Raw genomic sequence first — 19,265 nt, 5'->3', positions numbered from 1 at the left:
ACAAGAACCAAAGAGATAAGGACAGTGCCATGAAGGCCCGTTTCGACTTTCCCGCTATTGCGCCTGACGCCTATGAGGCGGTGGCCGATCTCGACACCTATGTGCGCAAAGCGTCCGGGATTGAGCCTCGGCTTCTGCACCTGCTCAAGTTGCGGGCCTCACAGATGAACGGCTGCGCCTATTGCGTTGATATGCACGTCAGGGAGGCGCGTCGCGATGGGTTGAGCGAGCAGTGGATCAACCTGATAGGCGTCTGGCGGGACTCACCCGTCTTCGATGCTCGTGAGCGGGCGGTGCTTGGCTGGACCGAGGCGCTGACAAACGTTGCACAGACACACGCGCCGGACACCGACTTTCAGCCGCTCCAGGCCTTTTTCACGGAGGCGGAGATCACCCGCATCAGCGTTGCAATCGGGACGATCAATGTCTGGAATCGCCTCTGTGTCGGCTTCAGGTCGCAGCATCCGGTGGATGCAAGCTGAGCGAACGCGGCTGCTGTGTGACGCTCTGCGCGATCTGCCCGGACGAGATGGGCAAAGATAGAGAGGTCAAAGTAGCGTTCAAGATAGGCACGGGCGACAAACCGGCCGAACAGGCCCGATAACGCGACCTTCACTTCACGGGCTTGCCCGAGCGGCTGTTTAAAGATGAACGGAGTGCCTATGCCGGTCGGCGACAGCAGCTCATCGAGGATCGACCATGTGCCGTAAGCGGCTCCGGGCGTTTGCAGCACCTCGCGAATGCCGGCGTCCTCGATCTCGGAGACGTCCAATGTGATGGTCGCGCCGGGGGCTGGGTCCAGCGATGGCGGAGTAAAGCTGTAGATGAAGGTTCGACTCATGCATCGACCAACTTGTAGGCAGACCTGAGAAGGGCAATCGCCTCATCGTGGGTAAACGGCACGTTGAGCGCTTTTGGATCAAGAGTGTCGTCCGCCTCTGCCAGATCAAAGAAGCGTCGCATGTCGTCGCGAATTTGATCGGGCAAGGTGATCGAGGCATCGCCGGGCAGAAGCTGGGTCAGACGAAGCACATCATTGCGGTGCTTTTTGATGTTTTTGCTGTCAATCTGTCAACGGCGGAGTAAAATCCGGCCAGGCGGCGGAGTAAAACCAGGCCACTTGTGGCGCACGCATGAGACGTCCGGGAGGGCGTAGCCCGAGCGGGGGTCTCATGCGTGCGTGGCGATTTTCTGAGGGTAGTTTTAGCCGGCCTTTCGGGCGCGGCTTTGGGCGAGACGATAGCTGTCGCCGTTCATCTCGAGGATGTTGACGTGGTGGGTGATGCGATCGAGCAGCGCGCCGGTCAGTCGTTCGGATCCCAAGGTTTCTGTCCATTCGTCAAATGGAAGATTGCTGGTGATCAGGGTGGCCCCGCGCTCGTAGCGCTGCGAGATCAGCTCGAACAGCAATTCCGCGCCTGTCTTCGATAGCGGTACGAAGCCCAGCTCATCAATGATGAGCAGCTTGTAGGTAGCCATCTGCTTCTGGAACCGGAGCAGACGCCGCTCGTCACGTGCCTCCATCATCTCGCTGACCAGGGCGGCGGCCGTGGTGAAGCCGACGGACAGGCCCTTCTGGCACGCGGCCAGGCCAAGGCCGAGAGCCACATGCGTCTTTCCCGTGCCACTCGGGCCCAGCGCAATGACGTTCTCCCTTCGCTCAATCCATTCGCATCGCGCCAGCTCCAACACCTGCATCTTGTTGAGCTTGGGGATGGCGGTGAAGTCGAAGCTGTCGAGGCTTTTGACGACGGGGAATTTGGCCGCCTTGATGCGGCGCTCGACCTTGCGGCGGTCCCGCTCGATGGTCTCCCGTTCGGCAAGTCGGAACAGGTAGCCGACGTGATCGACGCCTTCAGTGGCGCATAGCCGAGCCAGTTTGTGGTGCTCACGCTGGAAGGTCGGCAGCTTCAGGGTTTTGAGATAGTGCGCGAGAAGTATCTCTGGTGCTTCTGTGCTCATGCGGCTTCTCCCGCATCAGACGACAGGAGGCGCATATATGCCTTAGCCGAGGTCTTCTCGACCGTCGCACTTGGCAGGTACGGGTAGATCGACAGGTCCAGTCGTGGTGGCCGGCGCTCGACCCGGCACAGGATCAGATGCTTGACCGCATCGAAGCCGATCGCGCCGAGCTGAATGGCCTGCTTCACGGCCGCATGCAGGTCGGCAAGGTCGAAGCTCTCCAGCAGGCGCAGAACCTGCACGTATTCCCGCCGCCCATGCTTGGCCATCCGGCCTTCCATCAGCCGGCGCAGCGTGGCGAACTCGTCCGGCAAATCCCAGCCCTGAAGAGGGGCTGCCTGATCCAGCGCATTGATCTTCTGCTCGATCAGCGGCAGGTAATGAACGGGATCGAAGACGACGTCTTCCCGTTCCCAGCATCGCGGATGGCGGGCAATGATCTCGCCGCGGCAGCCGATTACCACCTCATTGACATAGCCCCGGACCCAGACGTCCTGATGGCCGTAGGCGACCGGCACGGAATAGTCGTTGGTCTTGTAGCGCACGAGAGACTGGGCCGTCACCTTGGTGCTGGCCTGGTCGCAGGCATCGAAGGGTGACGCCGGCAATGGGCGCATGGCCGCGAGATCCCGCTGCAAGCGCTCGTCGATCGTCTCGCTCTCACCGCGTAGCCTGTCGCGCTGACGTTTGCGGCATTGCTCTTCCAGAAAGGCGTTGAACGCATCCCATGTCGGAAATTGCGGGATCGGCACCATGAAATTGCGCCGGGCATAGCCCACCAGACCCTCGACATTCCCCTTGTCGTTGCCTTTGCCGGGACGGCCGTAGCGATCCCGGATCAGGTAGTGGGACAGGAAGCCACTGAACAGCGTCGCCCGCTTGCGCGTGCCGTCGGGCAGGATCTTCGCCACCAGGCAGCGGTCGTTGTCATAGACGATCGACTGCGTCACGGCCCCGAAGAAGGCGAACGCATGGATATGGCCATCCACCCAAGCTTCGGCCACCGCCGCCGGATAGGCCCGCACATAGCAGCCGTCGCTATGAGGCAAATCCAGCACGAAGAAGCGCGCCTTCTGCTCGACGCCGCCGATCACCACCATGGCCTCACCGAAATCGGCCTGCGCATGGCCTGGCGGATGCGACAACGGCACGAACACCTCCTGGCGTCGCTGATCCCGCTCGCGCATATAATCCTTGATGATCGTGTAGCCGCCGGTGAACCCGCATTCGTCACGCAGCCGGTCGAACACACGCTTGGCTGTATGGCGCTGCTTGCGCGGCACCTTCAGATCCTCATCAAGCCAATGCTCGATCGTCGAAACGAACGCATCCAGCTTCGGACGCCGGATTGGTGATCGCCGCTGATAGCCGGGCGGCGTCGAATACGACACCATCTTCGCAACGCTGTCGCGAGATATGTTGAAATGCTTTGCTGCCTGACGCTGCGTCATCCCTTCGGAAACAGCCAGGCGAACCCTCAAATAAAGTTCCACGGTGTAGATCCCCTGTCCCTCCTGCGTTCATTGCAGAAAGGAAATAGGTGGCCGGATTTTACTCCGCCCGCAGCAGCATTATGCCGCCGCTACCGTGGCCGACTTTTCCACCGCCGCTCTCACGCTTTCAAATTCATTGCCCGTCCTCCTGTTCCTCGGCCTCCTTTATGGTCGAAGGACCGGCCGACCGGCGCAAGCGCCGTTTGGCGGAATCGGAAATATCGAAAAGAGAATCAATGGCTCAGAGTTTGGAATCAAATGACCGCAATTTGTTTCGAGTTGCGGGCACGTCATGTCACTTCAACATAGGTTGCTCTGCCGCGAACGGCGTTGCTTAATCATTCTCTTCGTGTTCTGAATCAAAAATCCCGAACTCGGAATCAAATGATCGCAATTTGTCTCAGGTCACGCACGACTTGAGATATGGTGACGGCAACTTGTTTCAGGTCAAATAAGATTACGGCACGCCGGATCTATGGTGCCCGAGGATCCAGCCTTCCCATTGGCGCACAGCTTCCATGTCCGGGACGCCTTCGTCACGTCTTCCATCGACGACGTCGAGCATGCCAAGCAATCCAACGACCGCATCGAAACGGTCCTCCCCCGCCTTGTCGTTGCCGAAGCCATCATCGATCATTGGAGACAATGCGCCAGCATCTATGCCCTGCCGACCTGCAAGCCATGACAGCATCTCACGTCCCATACGCTGTCGATCGATCTGCCGCCGCTTGCTCCATCCGCCGCGCGGCATCCCAAGCTGTCGGTAGACGTCACCCGGATAGGTTTCGGCGATGACGCAGGGGTTTGTGGCAAGCAGATCTGGCAGCCTTCCGTCGAATGGCCAAAGGCCGATGCCGCTGAGATTCGGCACGATGACCTCTCGCCAGCCGCTGATGGCACCTTTGCCGACCTGGTTTCCGCCAAGTGTCCAGAACAACATGCAGGCGGCCTGCCGGTCTGCTGTGGCATGTTCGCAAAGACGAAGCAGCGAAAGCGGGTTCACAATGCCAAGAGCATCGAAAAGGTGAGACCGCTGGGTGCCGCCCGGTCGTGCCGGATAGAAAGGGCGATGGACGGAAATGCGACTTCGATGATCCGCGACGCTGTACCAGTCCGACCATACCCCGGATCCGAACATTGCAAGAGCGTCGCGGAATGAGCCAAGCTCCGTGGCGCGGGCATAGGCTTGAGGAAGCCCGATCGGAAAATCGAAGCCCAGCAATAGCGAGCCGTTTTCGACCGATCGGCCTTGAAGCCGATCGATCAAGGTCAACGTGTCGCCGACCAACTCCGGGGCATTGACTTTCCAACGCAACCCATCCCGGATGGCAACGGCCATCCAGCGCTTCTTCTTGTCCATGCTCCAGTCGCAATGCGCGACGACGGCGACATTCATACGATCGTTCCTCCTAATCCACTCGAAGGCTATCAGCTTCCTCTTTCACGATCACCGTGCTTGAGAAGCCGCTTTACCGCCTCGCCATCCAACGCCTGCGCATCGAACAGGGCTTTGGTGAGGGCATCGAGCTTGTCCCTGTTCTCGCTCAGAACCTCGACCGCCCGAGCGAGCGCCATTTCCAACCGCACATGGATACGCGCCGCCAGATCCGGATTGCCATCGAGCACGGCGGTCGGATCCTTATCATCACGATAGAGCAGCGGCTGGATAGCACCGAAGCCTAGGCTGCGCTCCATGGCAAGCGCCATCTTCGTAGCCCGCGCCAGATCGCTTTCTTCGGTCCCAGCCGATCCGGAAGACACCTTGCCGATAACGATCTGCTCGGCGGCTCTGCCCGCCATTAGCATCACCAGCATATCCTCGCGATAGCCGAGCGTGTCGCTCCCCGAAGCCGTGAAGCCGAGCCGGCTGTAGCCGCCACCGCCGGGCGTGTCGATGTTGAGGCCATGGATCGGGCCAAGCCTCAACGCATGATGCACGACCGCATGGCCCGACTCGTGGATGGCAAAACGCCAACGCAAATCATATGGCACCGGCGGCCGGTCCATGCGGATGCCATCCTCAAGATCCTCGTAACAGATCGTTCGCTTCTCGCGGCGGGCCTTCAACCGCGCCTGCCGCACGATGCGCTCGACATCTGCTCCGGTCAGCCCCATGGCCCGCGTCGCCAATTTCTTCAGAGCTGCATAGATCGCCTCAGCGATGTCGAGATCACTGTCGTTCGATGCCGTTGTCATTGTGCAGTTCCTTCTCCGGCCATGTCGTTGGCCTCGTTATCCATCTCCACGACCTCAACGTTGTCGGAGGCAATTTCACGGACCAACGAAGCAGCATCGTCACCGAGATGATGCATGAAGATTTCCGCAAGCGTGGCGACATCGGGCATAGGGATCTCAATATGGGTTTCCAATCGCCCGGAGCGTTTGATCGCGTCATCGATCTGGTCGGGCCGATTGGTGGCCCCGACGATGATCAGGCCTTCGGATTTCACGGCACCATCGAGCAATTCGAGCGCTTTATTGACGATCGTATTCCAGTAGTCCGCGTATTCCCGCTCCGCCGGCTGGCGTTTGCCGATACCATCGATCTCGTCGATGAACAGAATGGAAGGGGCGATTGCCCGCGCCTCGGCAAAGGTCTTGTCCATCTTCGAGATGACATCATTGAGATGACCACCCTGTAGCCAGGTGGAAACAGACGTCACGACCAGCGGCACCTGCAGACTGTTGCACAGTGCTCTGGCAAAGCTCGTCTTGCCGGTCCCGGGTGGGCCGTAGAGCAACAGCTTACTGCTCATGTCAGACCACGCCAGCGAGCCTGCGATGTAGTCAGCAAGGTCCGCCTTCAGATCTAGCGCCCAGGTCTTGGCCTTGCCGTATCCTGACAGGGTTTCGACGACGAGTGCTGGGCAATCGTCTTCGCCCTCACCCCGTGGCTCCGGCTGGATGACCTCGGCACCCGACGGCTTCTCTCGCTTCCACCCGCCGCCGCCGTCTTTTCCGGACGCGGTCTTTTCTACCGTGTCCTTCTTCGACTTCGGCGTTTTGGTGGCATCCGTCGTACCGGGTTCGTCATCATCGCCATCCAGCGCGGCGATGCGATTGCGCTCGGTGAGCGATGCCAGGACGGCGACGACCTGCGGTGCGCTGCGACCCGGCCTGAAGGCCAACACGACATCATCGATCGTGAGGTAATGCGCGTCGTAGGCATTCGGCCACCGCTCCAGCGCCGCAATGCCGGTAGCGCCATGGATCACCTCGATCATCCGGCTGATGAAGGGGTAATCGAGCCAGCCGGCAGCAAGATTGATGTCGGCGGCAATGCTGATCTCCGAAGGGATGGCATCTGCCTTCTCCGCGATCGCTACGATAGGGCAATCCCGCGTCAGGGCATTAACCAGACGCCGCTGCAGTGCCGCGTTCGTGACGCGCTGCATGCTCTGTCCGATGAACTGGATGTAGGTTCTACCGCCTCCCTCGGATCCGGCAAAACTCGTGTGGTCGTGGACATACTCGCCATCGATCCCGCTCAAGGAACCGCCCGGCACAAAGCCCGACGTCTCGATCAAACGCCGCATCGCCTGCTCGAAGCCGGCGATCGGCGCATGCAAAGACACGACGGGCGCCGACATGGTGGCAGCACTGACGATCGTGGCAAGCGGCACACGACCCGCCTCAATGGCACGGGCAAGAACGAGGGCTGCAACAATGTTACTGACCAACGGCCCCCGCCCCGCCCGACCAACAAGACCGACGGCATAGGCACGCCGGGCGTGATCCATCGCTGCATCACGATCTCCGGGATTCCGCCGCCCCTCCTCCGAGGCAACCGTCAGGATCGATACATCGGACCGGTCTTCCGTGACCATGATGTCGGAGGGCTTTGGTGGCGGCAGGAGATAGGCGGCGAAGGTCCGACCCAGCCATGCCAGGTCACGATCCGGATTGCCGGTCATCCGGCCGATGTCGAAGATCGGTGTGTAACGCCGCAGCAGATGGCCGTCGACCTCAACGACCTTCATCGTCAGAAGACCATTGGCATGGGCATTGCGCTGCGCCTCCCGGCGCGCGATCCGTTCGAGCCGACGAATGAACAGACGGGACAGTTTATTCATCGATCCGGCCCTCCGTCTTCGCGGCAATAATTGCCGTTTTGGACTCCGATGGATGCGTCGTCTTCAGCCTGCGTTTCTTCAAACTACCCGGGCCCGCCTGTCGCCGCTCCCGGATCATCCGACGGTCAATGCGCTGTTGAGCCGGAAACGGCTTTACCTTCTCCGGCGAGGACAGCGCAACCAGATCGTTGTTCCGCCGCTCCAGCCAGTCGAGCAGCAAACGGCAGGCCGGGTTGCCGATGTCGGCATGCGCCTGCAATCGAACGAGGACCATCTCCGGCACGTTCCCGGTCAGACCATCACCTTGCCGGACATGACCAAGCGCCAGTCCGATCAGGAAAGCCGGATCGTCGTCAGACGTGTTCGTGCGGCCGGTTCCGGGATAGCCGAGGACGGCGCAATGCGGACGATGGCAGATGGCATTCGGTAACGTCGAAGACGAGATCGCCTCGCAGCGGATGCGCGGCGGCACATCCGGATTGGTATCGGAAGACATGGGAACTCCCTGGCCGGACCACCTTAGGATCCAGCATCGATGAGAAGAACAGGATGGGGGAGCCGCGGCCTCCAGGCCACGGCGATCGACGCGCAGGCTCTGACGGCAAGCGTCAGGCTGCGACGTTCAAGCCATCAATGCGCGGCGGGGCGACGGGCAAAGCCCACCCGGATGAAGGCCGGTGTCGGTTCATCATCCTGATCATCATCGACGCGGCCGAGATCGCCCTCGTCATTCAGGCTCGGACCGTCAACGCCGATCCGCGAGCCAGCGGGCCCCGACACAATGATAGCTTCTGCTTCGGCCATCGCAGGCGGCACCATCACCCCAATCGCCTTGCGCGCCTCGGCTTCGAGAAGCTGCTGCACCTTGGCACCGAAGCGCAGGCGCAGTTCGGCCATGCAGGCGGCAACACCATCGATCTCCAACAGGTCGTCGATTTCGGAGAGCGCCCAAACACCGTGGGCATGATCGCTCGGACGGCTGGCGCCATCAACGATCGCCACCTCGACCGTGTCGACCATCAGCCGCTTGTGGTGCTTGTAGAGCCAGTCCGGCAGAACCATGGCCGAGGCCATCATCTTGACCTTCAACTCTTCGAGGCGGCTCGTGTCGCCATACGACGCAAGCGAACGCTTGAGGTCGAGAATGTAGGCGGTGTGGCGGGCGCGGTTCACAACGATCAGGTCCGGCGTGTAGCTGCCCTTGGCCGGTGCCTCGCAATCGAGCTTCACGCCATCAAGGCTGGTCCAATCGTTTCCGGACACGGCTTCCATGGCTGCCTTCACCAGCGGCAGCTTCAGGGACTGAGTCAAGACGAGGACGTTGGGGTTGGCCTTAGCAAGGCGTTCGACCGCCTGCTCCAGCAACTTGCCCTCGCGGAACGACACCGCCCGGACCAGCGAAGCGATGTGAACGTAGTGGCCGAGGATCTCGTCCTCGGTCGGCTCGCCATCGGCAATTGCGGCAATGGCGCGATCGATCAGTAGATCGAGGTCTGCCTCGACTTCCGACCAGCGAACCAGATGCGGATGACGGCGCAATGCTGCCGGTTCACGAACGGAAGCCGGAACCAAGTCACGGCCAAAGCCGAACGGACGCGGACGGGATCCGGAAGCCGAAGCGGCGGTCGCTTCGATGACAGAACGGAGAACTTCCCCAGCGGGGACAGAAACGGTATTCGTGCTCATAGCCCGATTCCTTCTAACCAAGGTTGACGGTCAGGCCCTTGTCGATGTTGGCGCATCGGCTTGGGCCGTCTGTTCCAGCCATCTGGAACGTCCGCAATTTGGCAGGACCGGGGGCCGGGCTCAAGGTCCCGTCAATCAAAAAAGAGAACGAAGCCGGTACAAGGTTAACACCGGGCTCACGACCGCCCTGGCACGGCGGCCACCGAACCTCGCCACCAGCGCCGTGACCACGAAGCCCCAGACCGGAAGCCCGGACAAGACAAAGGGCCGACAAGCGGCCCTTTCAGAATGCGACTGGGAGGCCGGTCATCCCGGCCGTCCGGACCGTCGAGGCAAATTACGCCGTGACGGTTTCTGCCGGTGAGGCTTCATCCAGGCCATCGCGTTCGGCCACGACCTCGTTCGCCAGCGGCGGCACCACTTCGAGCGCCTGGCGGGCCGGCGGCGTTTCGCCGTTTTCCGCGATCACGTCTTCGGTTGCCACCCCAGCCCCGACTTCTACCAAGATCGGCGTAACGGCCACCGCATCGTTCGGCGGAGCCAGTGGCCATTTCGGCTTACGATCCTTCGAGATCGACCATTCGAGGGCAGGCACCACCTCGTCGCGAAGCCAGCCCGGAAGGTCCTTGGACTTCGGCCAGGAATCGACGAGACCGAGTTTCTGCAGCGTTTCGTTGACGACCGCCCATTCGGTCTTCTTCGGGAACTGCGTCGAGCGCGGATGACGACGCAGGTCGCTATCGGGCTCAACGAACTGCGCCAGACTTTCAAGCTCCATGCGCGCGACACGCGCGAGATCCTCGACCTCCCTCGCCAGGGCCTCCTTGATCACCCGCTTCTGGTCCAGCGCCGTCTTGATCGCCTGAACGATCACGTCGATATGCACGACAAACATCTTCAGGCCGTCGCGGGCTTTGATCGCAATCAACGCCTTGAGGCCGGTCACCCCGCCTGCACCATAGAAGTCGCGCTGGACTTTCTTGTCCTCTACCTCCTCCCCATTGGTCAGGATGGTTTTCACGTCAAAGACGCGAAGCTGGCCATGCTCCTCGGCATGGGCGATCGCTTCGCGGATCTTTTCGTGCGGCGCGTGCGCCAGGTGGAAGAGAGCTGTCGTCCCGACCGACAGGTCGACAAGCTCATCCCGGAAGTCAGCGAGATTGCGGAACACGGACATATAGCCCCGTGCCGTGCGGGGGGCGATGCCGCAGCGGAGCTTCACCCACTTGTCAAAAACCCCATCGTCCAGCAGCACGGCAGCTTCATCCAGATGGTCGCCGAGCTCAAAGGTCTGCTCGGTCGTGCGACGGCCAAGATCGAAGATCTTGGAAGCACTGGTTTCGAGCCGTTTGCGAAGTTTGCTGTCTATGTTGAGCTTTTCGTAGTGACGGGCGAAGGCGGCAGGCAGGGTGGTGGTGTTTTCTTTGGATACGGTCACGATAGGACTCCATTGGTTACTGACACGATACGTTCGACAACAAGCCGATCGAACACACATATTTTCAGCGCAATCGTAGTAACTGTCAAACAATGACCAAAAAAACACTCAAGAATAGACGCCATATAAACTTAAATTTATACGATTATTATTTATATATCTATGCAAATTAACCAAATTTACGCGTCGTAAAATAATTTTTTACTTATCAATATACTGCAGAGTAAATCCAGCAGAATTTGAGCCTCGATACGCCGTTTCCGGGCGGTGAACCAACTCTGCTGGTAAGGGCCTGAAGAGATGCGGCCATCGAGAACGGGAAGCACGACATGGCGTCCAATTACACGCTGCTTGATACAGCGAGGCGATTTGGCCGAGATTACCGCACATTGCCGGTGCGCCATCTAAAATTGCCCACACGTCGAGACAAATTGCGTATCGTTGATTCCCAGTTCCGGATTTCTGATTCAGAACACCGGAGTTTTGATTCCGCAGCCGCCGTTTGGGTGCCGCACGTCATCTCGACCTTGTTCAACGTGCCCGCAATTCATTTCAAATTGCGTATCCGTGATTCCGAGCCTTGGATTTCCGATTCATGAACCGGGATTTTCGATTCCGGGGCAAATGGCGTTGCCGGGACGCGGCCGGTCTGGCAATCAGGCCAACAGGCGTATGGGAGTGGCAACATGGCAAGCAAGTCAGACGAGATCCGTAATCGCGAACAGCGCGAACGGCAGCAGAAGCTGCGCGATGCCGGTCGCAAGGCCAGGCGCCCCGACCGCGACGACATCGCCCGCACGGCGCTCTTCATGACGATTTCCAGCATGGCGGCCAGGGACGCGAAAGAGGTGCTGGAGGATTTTCAAGATCGGGTTGTCAGGATGCTTGTGGAGCAGGGATTTGACGAGCGGGAGTCCGACATCGTCTTCGAGGAACTCGTCGCCAAGTACCGCACAGGCCACTGGCCGTTTCGTCGCAAGGTCCACCTTCTCCATCCCGAGGATCCCGATCGGGACGCTTGAGGCGGCGTCGGCCTGCTCTGCGTCGATCTCGGCCTTTCCATCAAGAGGTGCCGGTCAACGCCTGACGGCGTTTGCAAGTTCTGACACGTTTCCCCCCGTTACTTCATAAAACGCCGTTCGATTCTGAATCGGATTTCCAGAGGTGTTTACGCGACGTCGCAATGCCGGCAGGTCGACTAGGTCGCCGCATCAGGTATAATTGCCGGCCTCAAATTGTTGCATCTTCGCCACACGGGCGCTGCATCTTATGGTTACCACGCCGTTGCCGGCCCACGGCCCCTCCGAAGCATGTCCAATTTTTTCAATACAAAGCCATGTCCCATTTTGAGAACGTCACGTAATTCACTCAATCGCCCTGAATAACTTCAACGGCTTACACCCACTTGCGGCGAGCGAACGCCTGTGTTTTTTGGCGGACAGCGATGTTCAACCCAGGCCAGTCCAGGAAAACGGAAGGAGGCGCCCATGTTCGATTACCGTCATGTTGATGGCGCCATTATGCCGCCGTCAGGAGACCTTGAGTGCCAGACACCCACCTCGGGGTTCTGCACCGGCCGCATGCGCGATCGTGCCCTTCGCGCAGATCTTCGTCGACGACGACGAAGATCTGCTCACGAAAGGAGCCACCATGTCGCATACCCCTACTTCGCAGGAAGAGTCCTGCAAGCGCGCGCGCTCTGAGGACGATCGCCAGAACAACGTTCTGACGTTCCCCTTGGAGGCGGTGAACGCTGCACTCCGCAATCGTGCGGAACGTGTTCAGCGCGCAATCGCTCCTGTCAAACCCGCGGCGACGAAGCCCGTGCCCGGCGTCGGATCGATCAGGACCCGCTACCTGTATGACGTAGTCAAGGATACCAGGTCTCGCCTGTATTCCGGGACCGTCGTCATTGCCTCCGTCGCTGGCGTGACCGTCTCTCAGGCGGCCGATGCCATCCGTCAGGTGCGCTATGGCGCGGGCTGGCTCGACTTCTCCTACACCCCGCCGATCAGACACACGCGGGGTGACGAGATCGAGCAGGCTTTGCGCCTCCTCGGATATGTTGGACACTGGCGCTGGCTTCACCATAAGCCGACGCTGGCCGCCTATTTGAAGAGCCGCACCGGCGTGGAGCGCGACCATCCCAGCGTCGTGTTTCTCAGCACGCACGCTGTGGCGGTGAACGGCGGCGTCTTCTGTGATGTTCTTAGCGGTGGTGTCGTCATCGATATCGACGACGCAAATGGTCGCCGCAAGAAGGTCAACCGCGTCTTCGTGGTGACCGACCGCATCGCGCGTTCGAAGATCGCCTCCAGAACGCCGGCGCCCAAGTCGGGTGCGAGTTCCAAGCTCGACCGGCTTTTCCACGAGGCGATCAAGGCCGAGACCAACGCAGCGCGCATCAAGATCACGCCGCACGAGGTGTTTGTGATCCGGCCCAAGGAGACGGGTTGGTATTGGCTTGGCAGCCGCGAGAACATCGAGGATCAGATCCTGATGCCGCGTTCGGACAACCGCCTTGCCGGCAACACCGACGCCGCCGCCGCCTATCGCGCGGCGATGGAGTAATAGCGACCTCCGCGCGGCGAGCGTAATCGCGGCAATTATTGCAGCGCAAGACCACCTCGCCCTCAGTCCTCGATACGCTCCGACACCCAAGGGCAGCGCGCTCCACGCTGCTCCATCACGCACCACCGCCAGGACATGATGACCTCGCGGCTGTCGCGGGCTCCCAAGCGATCCGCGCCAGGCTACCATTTCCCCATAAGACCCGCGAGGACCCTATGACCGAGAATGCTTTGTTTAACGCCCGCCACGCCACCGACCGCAAACAGACGGCGGTCATCGGCACGCCGATCACCGATCTCGAGATGCTGGTTGCAAAGAGCAACGAACCGACCTTCCCCCCCTATGGCTACAAGCTTTCCACGCAGCGCGACGGGGCGGGTGACCATTTCGAGGCTATGCGGGAGATCGATTCCGATCAGGCCGCTATCGTCCGCCGCATCTACCAGCTCTATGCCGACGGCGTGTCGCCGGCAAAGATCGCGGAAGCCCTGAACGCTGAGGGTATCCGCGGGCCTCGTGGCCTCAGGTGGCGTGACACCACCATCCGCGGTGACCGCGCACGTCACACCGGCATCCTCAACAACGAGATCTATAGCGGCCGGTCCCGGGTACCGGGCCGTGATTGCGACCTCACTCCTGCCCTGCGGATCGTCAGCGATGAACTCTGGACCCGCGTCAAGCAGCGCCAGGGTTTCGCGGCGCGGGGCCCTGTGGGAACGCCGTAAGTTTTTTGCCTAGATGACACACTGGCCGGCAGAGCCGGCCAGTGCTCACGACGACGATGTTTCAGATGGAATTCAGTATGACCAAGACCGTTCTGTTTTACGCCCGCTATTCCACCGACCGCCAGCACGAGGTCTCGATCGAAACACAGATCGAGCTTGGCGAAGCCTTCGTCAAGGCGCGAGGATGGAAGCTGGTCGCTACTTATTCCGATGCCGCGATCAGCGGCACGAGCTACCAGCTCCGTCCCGGTATCCAGGGCCTTATGGCGCATGTGAAGCGCGAGCGGACCGATATCGTGCTTTGCGTCACCGTCGACCGTCTGTCGCGCGACATCGAGCACAGCGCCAAGATCCTGAAGGAACTGCGTTACCGCGACGTCGACATCTGGACCGTCCACGCCGGAGCACCGGTCACCGATCTGGAACTGGCGCTTCGTGCAGCGCTCAGTCATGAACTGGTCGAGCAGATCCGGTACCGGACACGCGAAGGGATGAAGACGGCAGTGAAGAAGGGCAAGGCATCGACCTGCCTTGCATACGGTTACCGGCTCTCCCAGGAGCGCGACGCTAACGGCGACCGTATCAAGGGCTTGCGCGAGATCGATCCCGAGAAGGCAGGCATCGTCCGCCGCATCTACCAGCTCTATGCCGACGGCATGTCGCCGCGCGATATCGCACTCCTGTTGAACGAAGAGAAGGTCACAGGCCCACGCGGCCGCAAATGGCGCGACACTGCAATCCGCGGCCATGTCGGCCGTGGCACCGGCATTCTCAACAACGAGAGCTATATCGGCCGCATGGTCTGGAACCGCCGCCAGTACCGCAAAAACCCTCAGACGGAGAAGCGTACTGCCCGCGCCAATGACGCGAGCGAATGGGTTCTGGCGGAGGTGCCGCAGATGCGCATCGTCTCGGACGAGTTGTGGAGCCGCGTCAAGGACCGGCAGAAGGAGATTGGGGAGCTGTTCGATTTCGGGCAGAGTAACCGGCTCAATGCCACGCACCGGCCGGAATATCTTTTGAGCCAGCTCCTCGAATGCGAGGAATGCGGCGGCCCCTACGCGATTTCCGGCAAGGATCGCTATAGCTGCACCAACCGCAAGAAACGCCTGCCGATCGACGAGCTTGGCGGCGCATGCTGCAGCAACAGCAAAACGATCATTCGTCAGGAGCTGGAGAGCCGCGTGTTGGACTGCTTGCCGGCGGCATTTTTCGCCGAAGGCATCTTCGACACACTGTCCGAACAGAGCATCGCTTACGAGACGGCAAAACTCAAACGTCCGCTTGCCGAACGCGACCTGATGAAGCGCAAGCTCGTGGAAGTCGAGGGCAAGCAGCAGAACATCATCCAGCAGATCAGTGACCGTGCGGCCGAGGGCCGCCCTCGCCTACCGGCGCTCGATGACACGCTCGACCGGCTCGAAACCGAACGACAGGCGCTTGAACAGGATATTGCCAGTTTCACGGAAAGCGGCCCGGACATGATCGCCAAGATCGAGGAATTGCGCCAGCGCCATAATCCAACACAGACGGAGAGGTCGATGCGGCAGTTCATGCGGCTGGCGCGCAAGGGCAAGAATGAGGATGCAAAGCGCGCTCTGATGCCGATCGTGCGTCAGCTCGTCCAGAAAGTGGTGATCGGCAAGACACCGGGCCACCAGCCGGCAAGCCTGCAGGTGCATGGCTTGATTGCCGCAATCCTCGCCCAGATGGACGTGATCGACTACATGAGCAGCCGCCTGATTTCGGAGATCCACGAGGATTTCATGGATCGGATCGAAGCCGGCGAACTCGACAGCGAGGAGAAGAGAGAGATCATGCTCGACATTTACCGCGAGGAGTTTCTCGATCGGCTTCCCGAGTGGGAGAATTTGCAAATGTCGGTGGTTGCGGGGGCAGGATTTGAACCTGCGGCCTTCAGGTTATGAGCCTGACGAGCTACCGGGCTGCTCCACCCCGCGTCCAGCGCATTCGGCAAGGCCGAATGTCGCGGTTACGTCGTTGCTTTAGCGACGACGGATCTTTGCCGGAGTAAATTGCGGAGCAATTTATCTCCTGTAAGGGACGCACTTGGCGTTTTCCTTAAGTTTTGTCTTAAACTGCAAAAGGCCGCTTTTGGCGGCCCTTTTTTTCGGCTGGGCCGAGGGATGTGATGAGAAGATTTTTGATGCGTTTTGCAGACCTGGCAGCGACCTACTCTCCCGCGTCTTGAGACGAAGTACCATTGGCGCTGGGGCGTTTCACGGCCGTGTTCGGAATGGGAACGGGTGCAGCCGCCCCGCGATAACCACCAGGTCGGCAAAACGCAACATTGTTCATGTTTTCACATGAACGTTGTTTTCGAGAAGCTGGGAAGCTTGCGCTTCGTTTTTAATTTACACGTCGTTTCTGTGACTTATCCGTATGTTGCCTTGCTCGAGGTCGAGCGTGGCGCCCATACAGGACGCTAGTCCGTCGCCAATCGTTTGGCGCGCCGTCTGCAGCGTAGTGGCCGAAGGCCACGTCAGCGTGAAGACAGAACAGATCATCAAGCTTCGCTTGATGAGCATGAACAATGGGAACGAAGAAGTCGATCGAGCTATTAGTAACGGTAAGCTTCACACATTGCTGTGCTTCCACACCCGTCCTATCAACGTGGTCGTCTTCCACGGCTCTGATAGGGAACACTCGTTTTCAGGTTGGTTTCCCGCTTAGATGCCTTCAGCGGTTATCCATTCCGTATATAGCTACTCTGCTATGCCCTTGGCAGGACAACAGATCCACCAGAGATACGTCCATCCCGGTCCTCTCGTACTAGGGACAGATCCTGTCAATATTCCTACACCCACGGCAGATAGGGACCGAACTGTCTCACGACGTTCTGAACCCAACTCACGTACCGCTTTAAATGGCGAACAGCCATACCCTTGGGACCTGCTCCAGCCCCAGGATGCGATGAGTCGACATCGAGGTGCCAAACAACCCCGTCGATATGGACTCTTGGGGGTCATCAGCCTGTTATCCCCGGCGTACCTTTTATCCGTTGAGCGATGGCCCTTCCACACGGGACCACCGGATCACTATGACCGACTTTCGTCTCTGCTCGACTTGTCAGTCTCGCAGTCAGGCTAGCTTATGCCATTGCACTCGACGACCGATTTCCGACCGGTCTGAGCTAACCATCGCGCGCCTCCGTTACTCTTTCGGAGGCGACCGCCCCAGTCAAACTACCCACCATACACTGTCCCGGATCCGGATAACGGACCGCGGTTAGACATCCACGAAGATAAGGGTGGTATTTCAAGGATGGCTCCACAGAAACTGGCGTCCCTGCTTCAAAGCCTACCACCTATCCTACACATGCCTTGGCGAATGCCAGTGTAAAGCTATAGTAAAGGTGCACGGGGTCTTTCCGTCTGACCGCAGGAACCCCGCATCTTCACGGGGAATTCAATTTCACTGAGTCTATGTTGGAGACAGCGGGGAAGTCGTTACGCCATTCGTGCAGGTCGGAACTTACCCGACAAGGAATTTCGCTACCTTAGGACCGTTATAGTTACGGCCGCCGTTTACTGGGGCTTCAGTTCAGAGCTTGCACCCCTCCCTTTAACCTTCCAGCACCGGGCAGGCGTCAGACCCTATACGTCGTATTGCTACTTCGCAGAGCCCTGTGTTTTTGATAAACAGTCGCTACCCCCTGGTCTGTGCCACCCCATCATACTTGCGTACAAAAGGGTCACGCTTCTTCCGAAGTTACGCGTGCAATTTGCCGAGTTCCTTCAACATAGTTCTCTCAAGCGCCTTGGTATACTCTACCTGACCACCTGTGTCGGTTTCGGGTACGGTCTATACGGTGGAGCTATTTCCTGGAACCTCTTCGCCGCCCAACCAATCCAATAAGGTTGAACAACACACGAGATCCGTCACTACCACCAGGCCCACGAATATTAACGTGGTTCCCATCGACTACGCGTGTCCGCCTCGTCTTAGGGGCCGGCTAACCCTGCTCAGATTAACTTTAAGCAGGAACCCTTGGTCTTTCGGCGAGGGAGTCTCTCACTCCCTTTATCGTTACTCATGTCAACATTCGCACTTCCGATATCTCCAGCAGCCCTCACGGGTCCGCCTTCACAGACTTACGGAACGCTCCGCTACCACTTGCACAAAGTGCAAATCCTCAGCTTCGGTGCATGGCTTTAGCCCCGTTACATTTTCGGCGCAAAGACCCTTATTTAGACCAGTGAGCTGTTACGCTTTCTTTAAATGATGGCTGCTTCTAAGCCAACATCCTGGTTGTTTTGGGATCCTCACATCCTTTCCCACTTAGCCATGACTTGGGGACCTTAGCTGGAGGTCAGGGTTGTTGCCCTTTTCACGACGGACGTTAGCACCCGCCGTGTGTCTGCCGACTAGTACTCCTCGGTATTCGGAGTTTGGTTAGGATCAGTAAGACGGTGAGTCCCCATAGCCCATCCAGTGCTCTACCCCCGAGGGTATTCGGTCGACGCTCTACCTAAATAGATTTCGCGGAGAACCAGCTATTTCCGAGTTTGATTGGCCTTTCACCCCTAGCCACAAGTCATCCCGAACTATTGCAACAGTTATGGGTTCGGCCCTCCAGTTGGTGTTACCCAACCTTCAGCCTGCTCATGGCTAGATCACTCGGTTTCGGGTCTAATGCAACTAACTCAATCGCCCTATTCAGACTCGCTTTCGCTGCGCCTACACCTACCGGCTTAAGCTTGCTAGTTACACTAAGTCGTTGACCCATTATACAAAAGGTACGCCGTCACCCTTGCGGGCTCCGACTGTTTGTAGGCATCCGGTTTCAGGTTCTATTTCACTCCCCTCGTCGGGGTGCTTTTCACCTTTCCCTCACGGTACTTGTTCGCTATCGGTCATGCACGAGTACTTAGGCTTGGAGAGTGGTCTCCCCATGTTCAGACAGGATTTCACGTGTCCCGCCCTACTCAAGGACAATGACTGTTCTACGCGTAAGGGGCTATCACCCTCTATGGCCGACCTTTCCAGATCGTTCCGCTTTATTCATCATTGCCACTGGCCTGGTCCGCGTTCGCTCGCCACTACTTGCGGAGTCTCGGTTGATGTCCTTTCCTGCAGGTACTTAGATGTTTCAGTTCCCTGCGTTCGCTTCTTACCCCTATGTATTCGAAAGTAAGATACCTTATCACAATGCTTGGAAACCCAGGCCGTTCGTTAAAACAGACTGGATTTTCCAAGCATTTAAGGTGGGTTGCCCCATTCGGAGATCCATGGATCAAAGCTTATTCGCAGCTCCCCACGGCTTTTCGCAGCGTATCACGTCCTTCTTCGCCTG

15 protein-coding genes, 1 tRNA gene, 2 rRNA genes and 1 pseudogene (1 of these 19 running past the window's edge) are annotated in these 19,265 nt (G+C 59.1%); 6 read left to right on the top strand and 13 right to left on the bottom strand.

Annotated features, from left to right (window positions below; all coding sequences use genetic code 11):
* The first annotated feature begins 29 nt into the window (after positions 1–29).
* Positions 30–482 (top strand): carboxymuconolactone decarboxylase family protein, encoded by a 453-nt coding sequence (locus tag BTN45_RS20875; RefSeq protein WP_109989449.1) that lies wholly within the window; start codon positions 30–32, stop codon positions 480–482.
* A gap of 355 nt (positions 483–837) precedes the next feature.
* Here BTN45_RS20875 and BTN45_RS20870 read toward each other — a convergent pair whose 3' ends face one another.
* From BTN45_RS20870 to BTN45_RS20830, 9 genes are all read right to left on the bottom strand, one after another.
* Positions 838–1,032 carry a hypothetical protein gene (locus BTN45_RS20870; RefSeq protein ID WP_207590843.1) on the bottom strand — a complete coding sequence of 65 codons (195 nt, stop codon included), beginning with the start codon at positions 1,030–1,032 and terminating at the stop codon, positions 838–840.
* Positions 1,033–1,203: 171 nt separating this feature from the next.
* Positions 1,204–1,962 (bottom strand): IS21-like element helper ATPase IstB, encoded by a 759-nt coding sequence (gene istB, locus BTN45_RS20865; RefSeq protein ID WP_207590841.1) that lies wholly within the window; start codon positions 1,960–1,962, stop codon positions 1,204–1,206.
* Positions 1,959–3,455, bottom strand: a complete 1,497-nt coding sequence (gene istA, locus BTN45_RS20860) for an IS21 family transposase (protein ID WP_207590839.1) — start codon at positions 3,453–3,455, stop codon at positions 1,959–1,961. The genes istB and istA overlap by 4 nt, the downstream gene beginning before the upstream one ends.
* Before the next feature lie 457 nt (positions 3,456–3,912).
* Positions 3,913–4,851 carry a DUF429 domain-containing protein gene (locus BTN45_RS20855; protein ID WP_207590837.1) on the bottom strand — a complete coding sequence of 313 codons (939 nt, stop codon included), beginning with the start codon at positions 4,849–4,851 and terminating at the stop codon, positions 3,913–3,915.
* A gap of 32 nt (positions 4,852–4,883) precedes the next feature.
* Positions 4,884–5,651, bottom strand: coding sequence for an ATP-dependent Zn protease (locus BTN45_RS20850; RefSeq protein ID WP_207590835.1), 768 nt, complete (start codon positions 5,649–5,651; stop codon positions 4,884–4,886).
* Positions 5,648–7,528: an ATP-binding protein gene (locus tag BTN45_RS20845; RefSeq protein ID WP_207590833.1), complete on the bottom strand. Its 1,881-nt coding sequence runs from the start codon at positions 7,526–7,528 to the stop codon at positions 5,648–5,650. The genes BTN45_RS20850 and BTN45_RS20845 overlap by 4 nt, the downstream gene beginning before the upstream one ends.
* Positions 7,521–8,024 carry a hypothetical protein gene (locus BTN45_RS20840; protein WP_207590831.1) on the bottom strand — a complete coding sequence of 168 codons (504 nt, stop codon included), beginning with the start codon at positions 8,022–8,024 and terminating at the stop codon, positions 7,521–7,523. Before BTN45_RS20840 ends, BTN45_RS20845 begins: the two co-directional genes overlap by 8 nt.
* Before the next feature lie 134 nt (positions 8,025–8,158).
* Positions 8,159–9,214 carry a hypothetical protein gene (locus BTN45_RS20835; RefSeq protein WP_207590829.1) on the bottom strand — a complete coding sequence of 352 codons (1,056 nt, stop codon included), beginning with the start codon at positions 9,212–9,214 and terminating at the stop codon, positions 8,159–8,161.
* A gap of 337 nt (positions 9,215–9,551) precedes the next feature.
* Complete coding sequence (locus BTN45_RS20830) at positions 9,552–10,652, bottom strand: hypothetical protein (protein ID WP_207590827.1); 1,101 nt, start codon at positions 10,650–10,652, stop codon at positions 9,552–9,554.
* A 329-nt stretch (positions 10,653–10,981) separates the two neighbouring features.
* Between BTN45_RS20830 and BTN45_RS20825 the strand changes: the two genes are divergently transcribed.
* The 5 genes and pseudogenes from BTN45_RS20825 to BTN45_RS26410 form a co-directional block, all read left to right on the top strand.
* Positions 10,982–11,251 (top strand): hypothetical protein, encoded by a 270-nt coding sequence (locus tag BTN45_RS20825; RefSeq protein WP_156316112.1) that lies wholly within the window; start codon positions 10,982–10,984, stop codon positions 11,249–11,251.
* Between the two features lie 87 nt (positions 11,252–11,338).
* The gene (locus BTN45_RS20820; protein WP_207590825.1) at positions 11,339–11,674 is read left to right on the top strand and encodes a hypothetical protein; all 336 of its coding nucleotides are present in this window, start codon (positions 11,339–11,341) and stop codon (positions 11,672–11,674) included.
* Positions 11,675–12,242: 568 nt separating this feature from the next.
* Positions 12,243–13,223: a hypothetical protein gene (locus BTN45_RS20815; protein WP_246751715.1), complete on the top strand. Its 981-nt coding sequence runs from the start codon at positions 12,243–12,245 to the stop codon at positions 13,221–13,223.
* 215 nt (positions 13,224–13,438) lie between these two features.
* A complete protein-coding gene (locus BTN45_RS20810; RefSeq protein ID WP_207590824.1) occupies positions 13,439–13,948 on the top strand; it encodes a recombinase family protein in 510 nt (169 codons plus the stop codon).
* A gap of 56 nt (positions 13,949–14,004) precedes the next feature.
* Positions 14,005–14,838 (top strand): annotated as a pseudogene (locus BTN45_RS26410) (recombinase family protein); the annotation flags it as partial.
* A 498-nt stretch (positions 14,839–15,336) separates the two neighbouring features.
* On the opposite strand, the gene BTN45_RS26405 reads toward BTN45_RS26410, so the two are convergent.
* From BTN45_RS26405 to BTN45_RS20790, 4 genes are all read right to left on the bottom strand, one after another.
* On the bottom strand, positions 15,337–15,825 hold the full coding sequence (locus BTN45_RS26405) for a hypothetical protein (RefSeq protein WP_246751714.1): 489 nt from the start codon (positions 15,823–15,825) through the stop codon (positions 15,337–15,339).
* A gap of 7 nt (positions 15,826–15,832) precedes the next feature.
* Positions 15,833–15,909: transfer RNA gene (locus tag BTN45_RS20800), tRNA-Met, on the bottom strand.
* 219 nt (positions 15,910–16,128) lie between these two features.
* A 5S ribosomal RNA gene (gene rrf, locus BTN45_RS20795) occupies positions 16,129–16,243 on the bottom strand.
* A 265-nt stretch (positions 16,244–16,508) separates the two neighbouring features.
* A 23S ribosomal RNA gene (locus tag BTN45_RS20790) occupies positions 16,509–19,265 on the bottom strand (it continues 43 nt past the right edge of the window).

This window comes from Rhizobium sp. ZX09 (assembly GCF_017357485.1).
GTDB classification, from domain to species: Bacteria; Pseudomonadota; Alphaproteobacteria; order Rhizobiales; family Rhizobiaceae; genus Agrobacterium; species Agrobacterium pusense.
Note: the sequence above shows the minus strand (reverse complement) of the source record. Positions and strands in the feature narration are given on the sequence as shown.